This is a genomic window from Glutamicibacter sp. MOO4 (assembly GCF_056934395.1).
The window spans coordinates 1,049,582-1,065,500 of the sequence record NZ_CM167800.1; the positions used below are offsets into that span (position 1 = coordinate 1,049,582).

Below are 15,919 nucleotides of genomic sequence, written 5' to 3' on the forward strand. Positions count from 1 at the left end.
GACCATGATTCTCCTGATTCCCGCGTTTGAACCAGATGAAAAGCTCAATACCCTTATTGAGTCCCTGCAGCTGACGAGCAATGAAACGGTCCTGGTCGTTGTTGATGACGGCAGCGGACCTACGTCAGCAGAAATCTTCGCTTATGCCCAGCGTCAGGGAGCAATCCTCGTTCAACACCCGGTCAATTTGGGTAAAGGGGCCGCACTCAAGACAGGATTCAGCTTTATCGCTGAAAACTTCCCTGGCCACGATGTTGTCACCGCGGACTGCGATGGTCAGCACGCTGCTGAAGACATCTACGCTGTGGCCAGGGAAGTGGGTCAGAAGAAAAGCATTGTTCTTGGAGAACGTGAGTTCTCCGGCAAGGTACCGCTACGCAGCAAGTTGGGCAATAAGGCCACCGCGTTATTCTTCGCACTCTCCACAGGCACATGGCTCAACGACACCCAAACCGGGCTACGCGGATTCCCCGCAGAGATACTTCCATGGCTAGGCAAGGTGCCCGGCGAGCGCTACGAGTACGAACTGAACATGCTGCTGGATGCACGACGGAACAATATAGAGCTCCAGCGGGTGAAGATTCAAACCATTTACCTGAACGACAACGAAAGCTCACACTTCCGGCCCATCAGGGATTCGATAAGAATCTACGCCCCACTCTTGAAGTTCTCCGCTTCGTCATTGGCAGGATTCGCGGTGGACACGGTGTTGCTCCTGATCTTCACCGCGACGTTCCACCAATTACTACCTGCTGTGGTCCTAGCTCGTCTAGGCAGCGCCGCCGTGAACTTTTGGATCAACCGACAGCTGGTGTTTACCGAAGGTCGTACGCTTCCATTGCGCGCAACAGTAAGTCGTTATGCATTACTGGCCATTGTCCTACTGGCCCTGAATTACGAGTTGCTCACATTGCTTTCCTCGTCCGGGATTCCGTTATTACTCGGAAAAATCATTACAGAGATCGTGCTCTTCTTGGTGAGCTTTTCCGTTCAAAAGCGGTTCTTGTTCCGGAAAAAGTCGAGCAAGTCATCCCCATTTCAACATTCACAAGCGCGGCATTTGGTGAATACAGAGTCACCACAGGGAACTATTGAAAGATAGTCATATACCCTCAGATAGGCAAAAATAAATTGCCGACAATCCTATTATGAATTCAGAGAGAATGCTCATGAAACGCTCATTTCGAAACAAGGCACTGAGTTCAGTTGCCGCTTTATCGCTGGCGCTGACCATGGTTGGGTGTGCGACAGGCTCTGGCGGGACAACGGTCTCCGATGTCATCAACGCAACCAGCAACGCAAGTAGCGCATCCACGGTGGCAGAGAGCAGCAGCTCTTCGGGCAACACCTCAACTGCCTCAGCAACCGACATTTCGGAAGACACGCACTTTGATGAGGATGATCTGCAGTGGGACGCTGACAAAGAAACAACTGTGGACCTGGCCGATGGTGGCACCAAAGCTTCAGGAACTGACGCTGACAAGGTCTCGGTAGATGGGGATACCGTCACCATCACCGGTGCTGGTACTTACCGCCTGTCTGGCTCGCTCAGTGACGGCAAGGTTGTCGTCGCCGCCGGCGAGGAAGACGTTGTTCGAGTCATCATGGATGATGCCTCCATCACCAGTTCAACCGGTTCCGCAATCCAGGTTGATGAATCCAATGAAACCCTTCTTTATCTAGAAAAGGGCACCAGCAATTCTGTATCCGATGCGAGCACCTACGCTGATACCGCCGAAGATGCTGCCAATGCGGCAATCTACTCGATGGCTGACCTAACTATCGCAGGTGAGGGTTCCTTGGACGTGAAGGGAAATTACCAGGACGGCATCGTTAGTAAGGATGGTCTAGTTCTTGCCTCCGGTGACGTCACTGTCACCGCGAGCGACGACGGAATTAAGGGTAAGGATTACGTAGCCCTACTCGGTGGCGATGTGAAGATTACTGCAGCCGAAGATGGCATCAAGTCAACCAATGACACTGACGCTGATCGCGGCTGGCTACACCAGTACGGCGGCACGTTGAAAATTGACGCAGGAGACGACGGAATCAAGGCGGAGCAGATTTTGACGCTCAGCGGTGGAACCGCGACGGTCAGCAAGTCTAACGAGGGACTGGAATCGCCGACCATCAACCTAGCCGGAGCGACGGTCAACGTGAACGCTACCGATGACGGAGTGAACGCCACCGCTGGTAGCAGCGAGACTACAACGCAAGGTGGCGCAGGAGGAGGCATGGATGCCGCGCAGGATGCCCACCTGAACATTTCCGGTGGCAAGGTCACGGTCACTTCGGAGGGTGACGGGTTGGATTCCAATGGCGACATCTCAGTTACCGGTGGTACGACCGTAGTCAACGGTCCAACCAACGGCGGTAATGGCTCACTCGACTCTAATGGGGATATTTCGGTTGACGGTGGTGTACTTATCGCGGCTGGCAGTGACGGCATGGCTGAAGGTCTAAGCGATACTTCCAAGCAGTCCGGCGTTCAGGCTTCCCTTGGCACCACGGTTGAAGCAGGAACCGCTATCCACATCGTTGATTCGAGCGGAAAAGTAGTCGCTAGTTTTGTCACCTCAAAGGCCACCGCCAATGTCGTGTACTCCAGCTCCGAGATTGTTGACGGCGATAGCTACAGCTTCTACACCGGAGGTACCGTAGATGTTGATGCGGGTCTAGGTACCGGTAGCATCACCGACGCAACCGAGGTTATCACCGCAATCGCCGGGGAGTTTGAATCCGGAATGGGCGGCATGGGTGGCGGCATGGGCAGAGGCCCAGACGGTCAGTAAAACTAAATAAACTAAAGGGTTGTCATACTAATGAACTCCGCTGTCCCATTCATGAGCTGGGGCAGCGGGGTTCAGTGTCGTTTCCGGAAAGAACCTGTTGGCTTAGTGCTCGCAGATAACTAGCGTCTTGGCATCTTCAAGCAGGGTCCGGGCCTGTGCTGGAGCGATTCGCACCAGCGCAAAAGCGGCAACAACAAGACCTGTCACCGTTGAGGCCAATCGTTGTTGGACGGTTGGGTCGAGATCGCTTCGGGCAGCGCTAATCCCGCGACCAAACGCAGTTTCTAGCTCTTCTCTGTAGGCCTGGACCACTTGCGACACGTGGGAGTCGGCTGATAGGGGTGAATTGGCGGTGTTGATCAGCAAGCAACCATTGCTGGTTGGCAGCGCCTTGGGCTGACCAAATACGGAGATCAAACCATCAAGGTACTCAGTGAGTGCTTGCGGGCTAACGTCATCAGATATCAGTGGTTCTAGGCGCGGGCGAACAATCTCATCGAGGTAGCTCTGCACGGCTGCGTCAAACAAACCTCTTTTGGAGCCAAAGGAGTTGTAGATGCTGGATCTGCTCAGGCCGGTGGCTGATTCAAGTTCTGGGATGGACGCTGCTTCAAAGCCCCTAGACCAGAATAGGGAGCGAGCTTTTTTGATGACAGCGGTACTGTCAAAGGCTAGTGTTCTTGCCATCACATACCTTTCTACTTTCGGAAACGACCATTACAGTATATATTGAAATGGACGTTACAGAATGCTTGTTCTGCTAAAACTTTCAGGAGCTGTTAATCATGATCATCACCGCACTCGTGCTGGCCACCCTTGCTGCATTGCTTCACGTGTACATCTTCTTCATGGAGTCCCTATGGTGGACCACTGACAAAGTTCGAGCAACCTTTGGCTCGACGCCTGAAGATGCGGAAGCAACCAAGGAGATGGCCTTCAACCAAGGCTTCTACAACCTGTTTCTGGCCATCGCCACCCTGGCAGGCGTCGTCTTCCACATGGCTGGAGAAGCAACCATCGGCTCGACCCTGATCTTCACCGGAACCGGCTCCATGTTGCTGGCCGCACTGGTCCTAATCATTTCCAGCCCATCCAAGGCTTCGGCAGCAATCAAGCAAGGCGTCTTCCCATTACTGACGGTGATCGCACTGATCATCGGCGTAGCACTCTAAATTTTCAAACCCGAAAAAATTCGAAAAAGGAAAGGTACTCAACATAATGAGCGAAACCACCAGCACCCAGATCCACCTCGCCAGCCGCCCAACCGGATGGCCAACGAACGAAAACTTCACCGTTGAGCACGTTGAACTTGCAGAATTGAAGGACGGCGAAGTTCGGGTTCGCAACGAATTCATCTCGGTTGACCCTTACATGCGCGGACGCATGAACGACACCCGCTCCTACGTCAAGCCATTCCAAATCGGCGAGCAGATCGCCGGCGGTGCAGTAGGACGCGTCATCGCTTCAAATGACAGCTCCCTGCCAGTAGACACCCTGGTTCTTCACCAGCTCGGCTGGTCGGACTTGGCTCAGGGTCCAGCAGCTAGCTTCAAGGAAATCCCTGACCTTCCAGGTGTTCCAAGCTCGCTGCGCCTGCACATCTTGGGCATGACCGGGCTGACCGCCTACGTAGGTTTGAACGCAATCGCCGGCTTGGCTGAAGGCGAAACCGTCTTCATCTCCGGTGCGGCCGGTGCCGTTGGTACCGCAGCCGGACAGATCGCCAAGCTCATGGGAGCTAAGCGCGTTATCGGTTCCGCAGGTAGTGCTGAAAAGGTCGAACTGCTCACCAGCAAGTACGGCTACGACGCAGCCTTCAACTACAAGGACGGCGACGTTCGTGGACAGCTAGCCGCTGCTGCCCCTGAGGGCATCGACGTCTTCTTCGACAACGTTGGTGGCGATCACCTCGAAGCAGCACTGGCAGCTTTCAATGACGGTGGCCGTGCAGCCCTGTGTGGTGCTATCGCAAGCTACAACACCACCGAGCCAACCCCAGGCCCACTGAACATGGCCAACCTGATCACTCGTGGCCTGAAGCTTCAGGGCTTCACCCTGTCGAGCTACCTGAACTACGGCGAAGAGTTCTCCCAGCGCATGGGCCAGTGGTTCGCTGAAGGCAAGGTTTCCTACGATGAGACCATCGTTGACGGTGTAGAGAACACCGTTCAGGCCTTCTTGGACATGATGGCCGGAGCAAACACCGGCAAGATGCTTGTTCGCATCTAATTGATCTTGCACTAAGCAGGTAACAACTAACGGGTCCGACCGGAAAATTTTCCGCTCGGACCCGTTATGCGTTAATGATGACCTGTCGCGATGACGCAGCGAATCATTCTCAGACAGGCAAGCGCACCATGCGCAGATCAGTGATCAGCGGTGCGGTGGGGTCATCAAGCACTTGACCATCAAAGGCGAATCCGTTGCGCTGATAGAAGGCTATCGCCCGAGGATTCTGTTCGGCCACCCATAAGAGGGCCGGTTGATCCCCAAGTGCAGCATCCAGCAAGGCCTGGCCCGCACCGGAGCCGTGCTGATCGTTGAGCAGATACAAGTTGTATAGTTGCCGGTCAATTCCCGCCGGAACATCGACCGAGTCCTTGGTGCACGGTGCAGCAAACGAGAAACCAATCAAGTCTTCCTGCTCATTGCATGCCACAGCTAGAGAGAACGCAGGGTTCGGGTCAGCTAAAATCCGTTGCCACAGGTTGAGACGATGCTCAGCATGCTCTGTGCTAAAAAATCCCTCGGGCAACAGTTCCGTGTAGGTCTGCTTCCAGCATTCAACATGCAAAGCGGCCAGCTCAACGGCGTCATCAGCTACGGGTTTGCGCAAAGTGAAGCTCATTGACTGCCGCCGACGTATTCATTCAAGTGAATTCCGGTGAGCGTGCCAGATTGACTAAGTTCTGCTGGCGTTCCTTCAAAGACAATCTGACCGCCCTCATGCCCGGCCCCTGGTCCAAGGTCAATCACCCAATCAGCATGGGCAACTACCGCTAGATGGTGCTCAATGACAATGACGGTGTTTCCTTCGTCAACCATTTCGTCGAGTAGACCCAGCAAGTTTTGGACATCGGCCATATGCAGACCAGTGGTTGGTTCATCCAGTACGTAGGTGCCAGAACCCTTGCCTAAGTTGATGGCAAGCTTGATGCGCTGGCGCTCACCGCCCGAGAGCGTACTGAGGCGCTGCCCGAGCTTGAGATACCCCAGTCCTACTTGGTTCAGCCGGGTCAGCATGGCTTTGGCTTTAGGGATCTTGAGTTGTTCTAAGGCTTGCTCCATGCTCAAGTCCAACACTTCACCGATATTCAAACCGTCCAAGGTGTAGTTCAAGACTTCAGCGGTAAAGCGCGTACCTTCACATACTTCACAGGGCAGAGCCACTCCGGCCATCGAGGCCAAATCGGTATAGGTGAATCCGACGCCCTTGCAGTTTGGGCAGGCTCCTTCGGAATTTGCGCTGAATAAGGCCGGCTTGACCGAGTTGGCCTTGGCAAAGGCGGCTCGAATCGGATCCATGATTCCGGTGTAGGTGGCAGGATTTGAACGGCGCGAGCCTCGGATCGCTCGTTGATCCACCACGGCCACATCTTCACGCTTGGAAATCGTTGAGTGAATGAGCGTGGACTTACCGGACCCGGCAACACCGGTGATGGCACACAGTACACCGGTAGGGATATCTACGTTCACGTCTTTGAGGTTATGTGTGGAAGCGCCACGAACTTCTAGGGGAGTACCCGGTGACCTGGTAGCGGGCTTCAGCGGAACACGCGTAGAAAAATGTTGACCGGTCAGTGAATCGCTGGCCAACAGGCCAGAAACATCTCCGCTGTAACTCAGCGTTCCACCGTGCGTTCCAGCACCCGGACCAAGATCAATCACGTGATCAGCGATCTTGATAACTTCAGGCTTATGCTCAACGACCAGTACGGTATTGCCCTTATCTCGCAGATCCGCCAACAGCCCATTCATGCGTTGAATATCGTGCGGGTGTAGCCCCACGGTTGGTTCATCAAAGACGTAGGTGACATCCGAGAGTGCGCTACCTAGATGACGAATCATTTTCACGCGCTGGGCTTCACCGCCCGAAAGTGTTCCAGCGGGTCGATCTAGCGAGAGATATCCCAAGCCCAACTCGACCATCGACTCAAGAATCGCAATCAAGTTCTTGATCAGGGGAGCGGCGTCCGGGATCTGAAGTTTGTCTAGTTCCGCGGAAAGCTCAGAAACCTGCATGGCCGTCATATCGGCGATGCCCAGTGAATTCATCTTTGAGGCTCTAGCAGCTTCACTCAGTCGGGAACCGGCGCACACCGTGCACGGTGCCGTGGTTGAGATCCGGTCGATCCATTCACGAATGTGCGCTTGCTTGATTTCGCGACCAGAAAGAATGTAGTTGGACTTGATGCGGGTGATGAGCCCCGAGTAGCTCATGTTCGCCCCGTTGAGCTTGACCTTGCCATCTTCGGCATGAAGCATGCGATCAAGCATGTCCTTGGGCATATCTTTGAGCTTGATATCAAGATCTGGTTCGGTGCCTGCAGTCAATGTTTGCCAGAGCCACGCGCCAGGAGCAAAGTTTGGTGCCTTGATGGCGCCCTCGTTCAGGGTCTTATCCCAATCCAATAACTCGTCAAGGTCGATACTTGCTTCCGTACCAAATCCCTCACAGGCCGGGCAAGCTCCTTGTCCGAGGTTGAAAGAATATGCGCCCGCGCCACCGGCACTTGGAGTTGAGTAGCGTGAGTAAAGAACACGAAGCAATGAGTAGGCATCGGTGGCGGTACCAACCGTTGAGCGGGAATTGGATCCCATGCGCTCCTGATCAACAACGATGGCTGCCGACAAGTTCTCTAGAACCTCAACGTCGGGCCGAGGCATCGAGGGCATGAACGACTGAACAAAAGAGGTATACGATTCATTGATCAATCGCTGTGATTCGGCAGCGATCGTTCCGAAGACGAGTGAAGACTTACCTGAGCCGGAAACCCCAGTGAAAACCGTAATGCGTCGTTTGGGGATGTCGACATCAATACCCTTGAGGTTGTTCTCTCGGGCTTGACGGACTCGGATCATATTGTGGGTATCGGCAGGATGCGCATTCATAGGCCCAACATTACTAAGAGGTATCCAGATCGGGTACTAGGCTCCTCTAAGCTTCAACAAATCAGGGACGTTAAGTCAGGGTCATGTTCAAGCGGTGGGCCGAACATGCTCAGGCGCTCGCCGAGAGCACCCACAACCGATCTTGTCAGTCGTCACGTTGCGCCACTTAATTCAGCAGAGGATTTCCCGCGATGCGGATCTCTCAGATCTTCCACTCGTCTGGTGTACGCGTGATCGATTTCGAATTTTCTCGAAGAAAACTTGTCCTGCGAAGCTAAACGTTCGAAATTTGTCGGTACTGTGGGAATCCCTGAGCGATTCACAATGTTTTCGGGTTGCCATGTGCCCAACTATCATTGTCGAGACGTGTGCTGCGACACATCGATGGCTGTTTAAGCGTCGCTATGATCCCGAACCAATGAAGGACCTTCATGAAGCTGTTGAAATCAATCCCACTGCTTGGCTGGGTGCTCATAGCAATCGTCTTAGGCGTTTTGCTTGGCCCAGTAATGCCGGTATGGCTAGGAAGCGTATTCCTGACCTATAACTCGATCTTCTCGGGCTTCCTGAACTTCGTTGTGCCACTGATTATTTTTGGTTTGGTTTCGCCAGCTATTGCTGAACTTGGCAAGGGTGCAGGCAAATGGTTGGGCATCACTGCGCTGCTCGCCTACGGATCAACTTTGGCTGCAGGGCTACTTGCGTACTTTGTCAGCCGCTGGCTATTTACCCAGTCATTGTCCGGTGGTGGACTTGAAGCCATCGGTGAAGGTGAAGGCTCAGGATTTAAGCCCGTCGTTTCCTTGGTTAGTAGTGCGGGGGACTCGGCCACCGAGATCGTCCTGCCACCAGCTTTGGACGTGATGACTGCACTGGTCCTTGCGTTCATCATCGGGTTGGGCATGACTGCTTTCCGCTCCACGGTACTTTTCCGCGGTGTTGTCGAATTCCGCACCATCATTGAGATGGTCATTCGTCGTGTTGTCGTCCCTGCCTTGCCGGTCTTCATCTTCGGCATCTTCTTGGATCTCTCCGCCAGCGGAAACGCAATCACTGTGGTGACCAAGTTCTTGTTGGTCGCTGTGGTTTCCTTCGCACTGACCCTCGTTGTTCTGCTGGCCCAGTACTCGATCGCTGGAGCCATGAACAAGCGCAACCCACTGAAGGCTCTCTGGGGTATGCGCGATGCCTACTTCACCGCACTGGGCACCTCGTCCTCGGCAGCCACGATTCCAGTGACGCTGGCTTCAACGAAGAAAAATGGTGTTTCGGACGCTGTGGCCGGCTTTGTTGTTCCACTGTGTGCGACCATTCACCTCTCCGGTTCAATGGTGAAAATTACCTGCTTCTCGATCGCAGTCCTTTTGCTCACTGGCGGAGAAGTCACCTTCGGTGCTTACCTCCCATTCATCTTGATGCTCGGAGTCATGATGATTGCCGCTCCTGGTGTTCCAGGTGGCGCCATCGCAGCAGCAGCTGGTCTGCTTGGCCAGATGCTCGGCTTCGGTGATGTTGAAGTTGGCCTCATGTTCGCCGCTTACATCGCACTTGATAGCTTCGGCACAGCGACCAACGTGACCGGTGACGGAGCCATGGCGATGATCATGCAGAAACTGACCAACGGCAAGCTGGGCACCGCACCGCAAAGCCAGGACGATGAGATCGTTGAGCTGGCTGACGGCAGCCGCACCGAAACTCATCAAGTCGCTGAGTAAGCGTTCTTACTTAAACTGATCGGGTCCGCACCAAATGGTGCGGACCCGATCAGTTTAAGAACTACGTGCAGCTAGATCCACATCGCAGGATCGATGTACTCAGCTGGGTCAACAGCAGGCTTGCGCTCTTCTGGGGTACGTGGGCGATTCTGTGCAGGAATGCCGGTAACGATCGAGCCTTCTGGTGCATTCTTGACCACTACAGCGTTAGCACCGATGGCGGAATCGGCTCCGATGATGATCGGACCGAGGACCTTGGCTCCGGCGCCAATGACCACACGATCACCAATGGTTGGGTGACGCTTGACCTTAGCTAGGGAACGACCGCCCAGAGTTACACCGTGGTACAGCATGACGTCCTCGCCGATTTCAGCAGTTTCACCAATGACGATGCCCATGCCGTGGTCGATGAAGAAGCGACGGCCGATGGTGGCGCCAGGGTGAATCTCAATGCCGGTCAGCGCACGTGCAGCCTGCGAGATCAGTCGTGCGGCTCCCTTGGTGGAAGGGTTCTGCCACAACTTGTGAGCTGCGCGGTGTAGCCAAATAGCGTGCAACCCGGAATACACGAAAAAGTTTTCGGTATCGCTGCGTGCCGCAGGATCGTGCTGTCGAGCTGTGGCTAGGTCTTCACGCAGGCGGGAGAAAAAACTCATGAATACTACCTTAGGGGTTGCAGTTCGCTGTGCAGGAATCCGAAGACGACACACAGCAAATCGGCGCGAGCTGCACCGATTAAGGTCTCTATTAGACCAACGGTGGCTCGCGCCGATTTATTCTAACTTTCCGAAACTGATTTAGCCGCGGATGTCATCAAAGAGCAGGGTGGAGATGTAACGCTCACCGAAGTCAGGGATGATAGTCACGATGCGCTTGCCAGCGTTTTCTTCGCGAGCAGCGATCTGCAGTGCACCCCAAACGGCTGCACCAGCGGAGATACCGCCGAGGATACCTTCCTTGACGCCCAATGCGCGTGCGGTAGCAACCGAATCTTCGATGCTGGCATCCAGAACTTCGTCGTACAGTTCAGTGTCCAGAACCTCAGGGATGAAGTTAGCACCAAGGCCCTGAATCTTGTGTGGGCCTGGCTTGCCACCGTTGAGGATCGGCGAATCCTTTGGTTCAACAGCAACGATCTTCAGGTTTGGGTTCTTTTCCTTCAGGAAGCGACCTGCACCGGTGATGGTGCCACCGGTACCGATACCAGCAACAAGGATGTCTACCTGGCCCTCGGTGTCATCCCAGATTTCTGGGCCGGTGGTGTCCGCGTGAATCTGAGGGTTAGCGGAGTTAGCGAACTGCTGAGCCCAGACGGCGTTCTCAGAAGTCGCAACGATTTCCTTAGCCTTTTCTACTGCACCGCGCATGCCATCGGCACCTGGGGTCAGTACGATTTCAGCACCGTAAGCGCGCAGCATAACGCGGCGCTCGGTGGACATGGTTTCAGGCATGGTCAGGATGACCTTGTAACCACGTGCTGCGCCGACCATGGCCAGAGCGATACCGGTGTTACCCGAGGTACCTTCAACAATGGTGCCACCTGGCTTCAGCGCGCCCGACTTTTCTGCAGCGTCGACGATTGCTACACCGATGCGGTCCTTGACGGAGTTTGCTGGGTTGTAGAATTCCAGCTTCACAGCGACGTTGCCGGCTAGGCCTTCGTCAAGTCGGTTCAGCTTTACCAATGGGGTGCGGCCGATAACTTCGGTGACGTTGTTGTAAATCTTGCCCATGTTTTATGCAGTCCTTACGTGACTCATTGCGGCCGCGATTGCTGGCGGCGAGTTACTTGCAGATGACCGGCTAAATGGCTCGGACATCTCGAGGTTCATTTCTAACCCTAGTAGGCATGCCGTCAAGCTAGGCTTCATTTAGCCATTGTGCGTAATATTTCCTGACTTTTGCGATCTTCGGGTCGATGATCACTCGGCAATATCCGACATCTTGGTTAGCTGCGTAGTAATCTTGATGAATTTGCTCCGCAGGATAGAAATCTTTCGACTCTTCTATTGTGGTGACAATCCGATTAGGGTATAAAGGCGCAAATTTTGCGATGGCCCCAGCGAAAAGCGTCCGCTGCTCTTCATCCAGCGGGAACATGGCCGAGCGGTATTGGGTGCCTACGTCATAACCCTGGCGATTGAGCGACGTTGGATCATGAACGGTGAAGAACATGTCCAAGATGATCTCGGCTGGAACAACTTCTGGATCAAAGATGACTGCAACACCTTCAGCGTGCCCGGTGGTTCCGGAGCAGACCTGATAATAGTCCGGGTCACTGGTGTGCCCACCGATGTATCCGGAGATCACGGCGTGCACGCCACGGGTTTGCTGGTAGATGGCGTCCAAGCACCAGAAGCAGCCACCTGCCAACACGAAGGTTGTCAGCTTGGCCCCCTGAAGCTCGATTGTAGGGCTGAATTGATGCGGTGATTGAAGGCTGAGAGTACTCACACAGTTCACAACGATGCGGCGTTGCATTCTGTTCCATCGATGTACCCAACGCGTAGGGTTGGTGACATGCAGAGCAAGGCAAATAACTCGCAAGAACCTGATAAGAAGCCGTCAGTTACGGACGCCACTTCGCTCAAGCCAGTGACCGACGAAGAAGTAAAGCAGCCAGTTGATGGGGAACCGGCTGCAACTACTTTGGGCGATGTGCTTGAGGCAGTAGAAGAGCTTTGGCCAAAATCCTTGGCGGAGGACTGGGACGCCGTTGGTCTAGTGACCGGACGTAGCGCCCAGCAGATCACCAAGGTTGTAATGGCTGTAGACCCGACCCTTGAGGTGATCGAAGATGCCATCGCGCGTGGAGCTGACTTGCTCATCACTCATCATCCACTGTTACTTCGTGGTGTCACCCAAGTAGCAGGAACCAGCTTTAAGGGCGAAGCGATTCACCGGCTCATTGAGACCGGAACCGCTTTGCTCACGGCACACACCAATGCTGACAACGCCATTGGGGGAGTCAACGACGCCCTGTCCGACGCGTTTGGCCTCAAGGATTGTGTGCCTCTGGTGCATTCCAAGGACGGATTGCCAGAAGAAGGACTAGGCCGAGTCGGCTTCCTGGACAAGCCAATGAAGCTTGAAGATTTTGCTGAACGCGTTTACACCGTGCTACCTGCCGTGGCCGGTGGCGTACGCGTTGCAGGTGACCGCACCGGGATCATCCGCAAGGTCGCCCTATGCGGTGGGGCCGGTGACTCGTTATTTGATGCGGTGCGCTCACACCAAGCCGATGTCTACGTCACCGCAGATCTACGCCATCACCCGGCCAGTGAAGCACGCGAAGCAGCCAACGGTGGCTTCCCTTACTTGATTGATGTTTCCCATTTTGCCTCCGAGTGGGTCTGGCTTTCAGCCGGCGCTCGCGCTTTGCAGAATGTGCTCAACGATCTGGGACATTCGGTAGAGATTGAAATATCGCAAATTAATTCGGATCCTTGGGACTTTGTCCTGACCCCATAGGCAGGGAACCGCATGCTGCATCATTTGGAAATCTGGGTTGATGACTTATCAGCCAGTAAAGCAACGTTGGGATGGTTGCTGACGCGTCTGGGTTACCGGATTGATTCTGAGTGGAGTAATGGGATCAGCTACGCCCATTCAAACTTTTATATCGTTCTTGAGTCCGGGTCTGATGTGCGCCATGGACGCCACGAACGCTTGAATCCAGGATTGAACCACTTGGCTTTTACTGTTGAGTCCAAAGAACTAGTTGAGCAAATTTCACGCGAGGCTAGTGACCACGGATTTACCTTGATGTTCTCGGATCAGCATCCACACGTTGGTGGAGAACAGCACTACGCTGCGTATCTGGAAAATGGCGAGGGCTTTGAAATTGAACTCGTCGCCGCTGATGGGCAAGGTGGCAGTTAGTTCAACCAACAAAAGTTCAACCAACAAAGAAGACTGCCATGGGTGGGATTCGGGAATAGTAATCCCCAAGTCTTGCCCATGGCAGTCTTCTTTTGCTTCAGTGCATTGTCAGGTTTTGCACTTTCAACCTACGGGGCGATGGATTGAGAAATCTCAGCCTGGATCTTGATATCGCCGTTGCGAGCGGTAGCAATTTTTGATTTTTCCTGTGCGCTTCGGCTTGAGACATCAGCGCTAGTGCGAAGGCGTGTGATGGTTGCGCTCTTCGATTCGCCTGCGTCAAGCTCCTTAATGCTGAATCCCGAACCTTCTAGGGCGCTGAGTCGAACGTTTCCGGTATTTGTAACCGTGACTTCATAGCTAATCCAGTCACCGGCTTTAGGCGACGAATTCAAAGCAGGCTCAGCGGTAACTTGCTGTGAGGCCTCGACGGTAAAGCTAGGTTGGCGATCGACGAGGTCGACTTCTTGATCCGTAATTGTGTATTCATCCACGATGGCGTTGCTGCCGACCCGGCCAGAAGTCCAGTGCGTTTGAGGAATAAAGAATCCGTTGGCTAGCTCATTGCTGGTTACCTCATGGCGTGGAGTGGCGCAGGTGTAGCCAGCACCCGCGGGCAGGTTCGAGTAGCGGCAAGTGCCCGCCGGGCTGGGCTGTCCAATTGGCCTGGCGGCAAACGGTGAGAAGTTACCCGCAGTTGGTACGACCCATTGAGCGATGTTTCCAATGCTATTCACACGGAAGCTGTACGGAACTTTTTCACCGACCGCATATGGGTCCACGGCCAAGTCTCGACTCATATCGGTGCGTTGACCCGAAATGTTAAGTCCAGTGGTTTCTTCGCCGGTGATCTGAGCGGACACAGATACCTGCGAAGTTTTTCCAGTACTACTCGTGAACTGCAACGGTAGACTCTGGTTTCCAAGCGCGGTGGACGCGACAGTGACTGGAAGGTTGATGGTGGTGCTGGCGCCTGCGGCAAGATTGGTGACCGATTTTGCTGTGGCGCTGAATTGCGTTGAGGCGCCCACCGCGATGGCGCCCGAGAGCTCCTCGTCTTCCTGGTTCGTGATGCTCACTGGAACGTCAAGAGTGGATCCTGAGCTGGCGGTGAACGTTTCTGCCTGCATCGGAGCACAGACGTAGTTCAACCATTCTTCATCGAATGTGGCAAGCTGCATGTCGTCGGTGTAGTTAGCTTCGTAGAACACGCCAAATTTTCCATTATCCAAGACATCGGCTACCGAGTACGCGGAGAAACCACGACGAATGGTGCGCAACCCTGGCCACGTTTTTCCGTCATCGCAAGAAACTCGAGCTGAAACGTTGGAGCGCGAAGTTTGTGAATTGGCTCCGGTATACAGCAACTTTTTGGCCTGCGCACTGTTGGCTTGCGCATCCGGGAACATTTGGGTGATGTGTGCGTTATTTGTGGGATCGGGGAGGTTCCTATCCTGGGTGACCTCCGAGTAGCTGTGGCCACCATCATTAGAAATAGCTACCTTTCGATAGCCACCGCCGGCGTTGTCACGGGAATTGAGCATAAGCCGCCCGTCGGAAAGTTCAACCACTTTGTTCTCGTCCATGGCCTGTCCGGTGAATTCTCCATGTTTCCACGTCGCTCCGTGGTCATCGGAATACACCGAGAAGGCTTGAATCGCTCGGGTGCCATCGGCCTGCATGACATCTCCGGCGTATTGCTGAACGAGTCGCCCCGCGTATTGGCCGCGGGTTATCTGGATGCCTTGACCGGACGTGGCGAAGGTCGAACGTACAGCGCCGGGGACCGCGCTGTCTCCTGGTTTGACGACATCGGTAATCAGTCGAGGCTTGCTCCACGTGGCTCCGTCATCGGTGGATTCGACAACAGCTGCGCTGAGCACTTGCCGGTTGGCATCGTCATGGCCCCAAATGCTCCCTACGAAGCCTCGATCCTTGGAGTAGACAAAGAAGGCGAAGGTCTTTCCGCTTTCGTCATCCACCACATAACTGGGGTCAGAATAGCCGTGCTTTCCTTGTTCGGGGGAGCCGGTGAAGCCGGCTGCGACAGTGGTTACTGGCCCCCACGTTGCACCGTTATCGGTGCTTTTGCGCTGCACGATGCTATTGGGGTTCGGTGCATCTGAGGCGTTTCCCGGACGGCCGTCCCACGCGGCGAGAACTACCCCGTCGCCCAAGTGAGCGAGAGCGGGGATGCGATAGAAGAAGTTGTTTTCGGTGCGGTCGGTTCCGAGATTTATTTCTTTGAAGGTTCCCGGCGGCACCGCAGGGTCCGCTTCCTCTAATGTGGTGGCCGCTAGGGCCCCGTTTGCGCTGAAAAGGGGAATGGTCAGGCTGACTGCCAGTGCAGCGGTCAGGATTCTACGGTGCTCGTATCGAAAATGGCTTCGCATGGGCTGGTTCCTCGCAGGGGTATGG

Annotated in this window: 14 protein-coding genes; 7 read left to right on the plus strand and 7 right to left on the minus strand. The window is 54.5% G+C overall.

From position 1 onward, the window contains the following. Positions 1 to 4 precede the first annotated feature (4 nt). Together AC1Z3F_RS04755 and AC1Z3F_RS04760 are read left to right on the plus strand one after the other, a co-directional pair. Positions 5 to 1,102 (plus strand): bifunctional glycosyltransferase family 2/GtrA family protein, encoded by a 1,098-nt coding sequence (locus AC1Z3F_RS04755; protein WP_131088112.1) that lies wholly within the window; start codon positions 5 to 7, stop codon positions 1,100 to 1,102. Positions 1,103 to 1,169: 67 nt separating this feature from the next. Further along, positions 1,170 to 2,792 carry a carbohydrate-binding domain-containing protein gene (locus tag AC1Z3F_RS04760; protein WP_131088113.1) on the plus strand — a complete coding sequence of 541 codons (1,623 nt, stop codon included), beginning with the start codon at positions 1,170 to 1,172 and terminating at the stop codon, positions 2,790 to 2,792. A gap of 102 nt (positions 2,793 to 2,894) precedes the next feature. Here the strand turns inward: AC1Z3F_RS04760 and AC1Z3F_RS04765 are convergent, their stop codons facing one another. Beyond that, the gene (locus AC1Z3F_RS04765; RefSeq protein WP_131088114.1) at positions 2,895 to 3,479 is read right to left on the minus strand and encodes a TetR/AcrR family transcriptional regulator; all 585 of its coding nucleotides are present in this window, start codon (positions 3,477 to 3,479) and stop codon (positions 2,895 to 2,897) included. Positions 3,480 to 3,577: 98 nt separating this feature from the next. Here AC1Z3F_RS04765 and AC1Z3F_RS04770 point away from each other — a divergent pair, with 98 nt between their 5' ends. Both AC1Z3F_RS04770 and AC1Z3F_RS04775 read left to right on the plus strand, forming a co-directional pair. Continuing rightward, a complete protein-coding gene (locus AC1Z3F_RS04770; protein ID WP_262197828.1) occupies positions 3,578 to 3,964 on the plus strand; it encodes a DUF1304 domain-containing protein in 387 nt (128 codons plus the stop codon). Between the two features lie 46 nt (positions 3,965 to 4,010). Next, positions 4,011 to 5,021 (plus strand): NADP-dependent oxidoreductase, encoded by a 1,011-nt coding sequence (locus AC1Z3F_RS04775; RefSeq protein WP_131088116.1) that lies wholly within the window; start codon positions 4,011 to 4,013, stop codon positions 5,019 to 5,021. A 109-nt stretch (positions 5,022 to 5,130) separates the two neighbouring features. Here the strand turns inward: AC1Z3F_RS04775 and AC1Z3F_RS04780 are convergent, their stop codons facing one another. Both AC1Z3F_RS04780 and AC1Z3F_RS04785 read right to left on the minus strand, forming a co-directional pair. Beyond that, positions 5,131 to 5,640, minus strand: a complete 510-nt coding sequence (locus AC1Z3F_RS04780) for an N-acetyltransferase family protein (RefSeq protein WP_483566695.1) — start codon at positions 5,638 to 5,640, stop codon at positions 5,131 to 5,133. Next, positions 5,637 to 7,904 (minus strand): ATP-binding cassette domain-containing protein, encoded by a 2,268-nt coding sequence (locus tag AC1Z3F_RS04785; protein WP_483566696.1) that lies wholly within the window; start codon positions 7,902 to 7,904, stop codon positions 5,637 to 5,639. Before AC1Z3F_RS04785 ends, AC1Z3F_RS04780 begins: the two co-directional genes overlap by 4 nt. A 431-nt stretch (positions 7,905 to 8,335) precedes the next feature. On the opposite strand from AC1Z3F_RS04785, the gene AC1Z3F_RS04790 reads away from it, so the two are divergent. Then, positions 8,336 to 9,619 (plus strand): dicarboxylate/amino acid:cation symporter, encoded by a 1,284-nt coding sequence (locus AC1Z3F_RS04790; RefSeq protein WP_483566697.1) that lies wholly within the window; start codon positions 8,336 to 8,338, stop codon positions 9,617 to 9,619. A gap of 71 nt (positions 9,620 to 9,690) precedes the next feature. On the opposite strand, the gene epsC is transcribed toward AC1Z3F_RS04790, so the two are convergent. The 3 genes from epsC to msrA all read right to left on the minus strand — a co-directional run bounded on the left by epsC (position 9,691) and on the right by msrA (position 12,007). After that, the gene (gene epsC / locus AC1Z3F_RS04795) at positions 9,691 to 10,275 is read right to left on the minus strand and encodes a serine O-acetyltransferase EpsC (protein ID WP_444613332.1); all 585 of its coding nucleotides are present in this window, start codon (positions 10,273 to 10,275) and stop codon (positions 9,691 to 9,693) included. Positions 10,276 to 10,416: 141 nt separating this feature from the next. Continuing rightward, on the minus strand, positions 10,417 to 11,352 hold the full coding sequence (gene cysK, locus AC1Z3F_RS04800) for a cysteine synthase A (RefSeq protein ID WP_131088121.1): 936 nt from the start codon (positions 11,350 to 11,352) through the stop codon (positions 10,417 to 10,419). A gap of 127 nt (positions 11,353 to 11,479) precedes the next feature. After that, positions 11,480 to 12,007, minus strand: coding sequence for a peptide-methionine (S)-S-oxide reductase MsrA (msrA, locus tag AC1Z3F_RS04805; protein ID WP_262199733.1), 528 nt, complete (start codon positions 12,005 to 12,007; stop codon positions 11,480 to 11,482). A gap of 132 nt (positions 12,008 to 12,139) precedes the next feature. Between msrA and AC1Z3F_RS04810 the strand changes: the two genes are divergently transcribed. Together AC1Z3F_RS04810 and AC1Z3F_RS04815 are read left to right on the plus strand one after the other, a co-directional pair. Next, positions 12,140 to 13,090 (plus strand): Nif3-like dinuclear metal center hexameric protein, encoded by a 951-nt coding sequence (locus AC1Z3F_RS04810; protein ID WP_444613333.1) that lies wholly within the window; start codon positions 12,140 to 12,142, stop codon positions 13,088 to 13,090. A gap of 12 nt (positions 13,091 to 13,102) precedes the next feature. Further along, positions 13,103 to 13,501 (plus strand): VOC family protein, encoded by a 399-nt coding sequence (locus AC1Z3F_RS04815; protein ID WP_483566698.1) that lies wholly within the window; start codon positions 13,103 to 13,105, stop codon positions 13,499 to 13,501. A gap of 128 nt (positions 13,502 to 13,629) precedes the next feature. Here the strand turns inward: AC1Z3F_RS04815 and AC1Z3F_RS04820 are convergent, their stop codons facing one another. Continuing rightward, on the minus strand, positions 13,630 to 15,894 hold the full coding sequence (locus tag AC1Z3F_RS04820) for an exo-alpha-sialidase (protein ID WP_483566699.1): 2,265 nt from the start codon (positions 15,892 to 15,894) through the stop codon (positions 13,630 to 13,632). Positions 15,895 to 15,919 lie beyond the last annotated feature (25 nt).

Coding starts and splice junctions, on each gene's coding strand:
- AC1Z3F_RS04770 (WP_262197828.1), top strand. CDS start 3,578: ATGATCATCACCGCACTCGTGCTGGCCACCCTTGCTGCATTGCTTCAC.
- AC1Z3F_RS04820 (WP_483566699.1), bottom strand. CDS start 15,894: ATGCGAAGCCATTTTCGATACGAGCACCGTAGAATCCTGACCGCTGCA.
- AC1Z3F_RS04780 (WP_483566695.1), bottom strand. CDS start 5,640: ATGAGCTTCACTTTGCGCAAACCCGTAGCTGATGACGCCGTTGAGCTG.
- AC1Z3F_RS04765 (WP_131088114.1), bottom strand. CDS start 3,479: ATGGCAAGAACACTAGCCTTTGACAGTACCGCTGTCATCAAAAAAGCT.
- epsC (WP_444613332.1), bottom strand. CDS start 10,275: ATGAGTTTTTTCTCCCGCCTGCGTGAAGACCTAGCCACAGCTCGACAG.
- cysK (WP_131088121.1), bottom strand. CDS start 11,352: ATGGGCAAGATTTACAACAACGTCACCGAAGTTATCGGCCGCACCCCA.
- AC1Z3F_RS04790 (WP_483566697.1), top strand. CDS start 8,336: ATGAAGCTGTTGAAATCAATCCCACTGCTTGGCTGGGTGCTCATAGCA.
- AC1Z3F_RS04755 (WP_131088112.1), top strand. CDS start 5: ATGATTCTCCTGATTCCCGCGTTTGAACCAGATGAAAAGCTCAATACC.
- AC1Z3F_RS04785 (WP_483566696.1), bottom strand. CDS start 7,904: ATGAATGCGCATCCTGCCGATACCCACAATATGATCCGAGTCCGTCAA.
- AC1Z3F_RS04815 (WP_483566698.1), top strand. CDS start 13,103: ATGCTGCATCATTTGGAAATCTGGGTTGATGACTTATCAGCCAGTAAA.
- AC1Z3F_RS04810 (WP_444613333.1), top strand. CDS start 12,140: ATGCAGAGCAAGGCAAATAACTCGCAAGAACCTGATAAGAAGCCGTCA.
- AC1Z3F_RS04775 (WP_131088116.1), top strand. CDS start 4,011: ATGAGCGAAACCACCAGCACCCAGATCCACCTCGCCAGCCGCCCAACC.
- AC1Z3F_RS04760 (WP_131088113.1), top strand. CDS start 1,170: ATGAAACGCTCATTTCGAAACAAGGCACTGAGTTCAGTTGCCGCTTTA.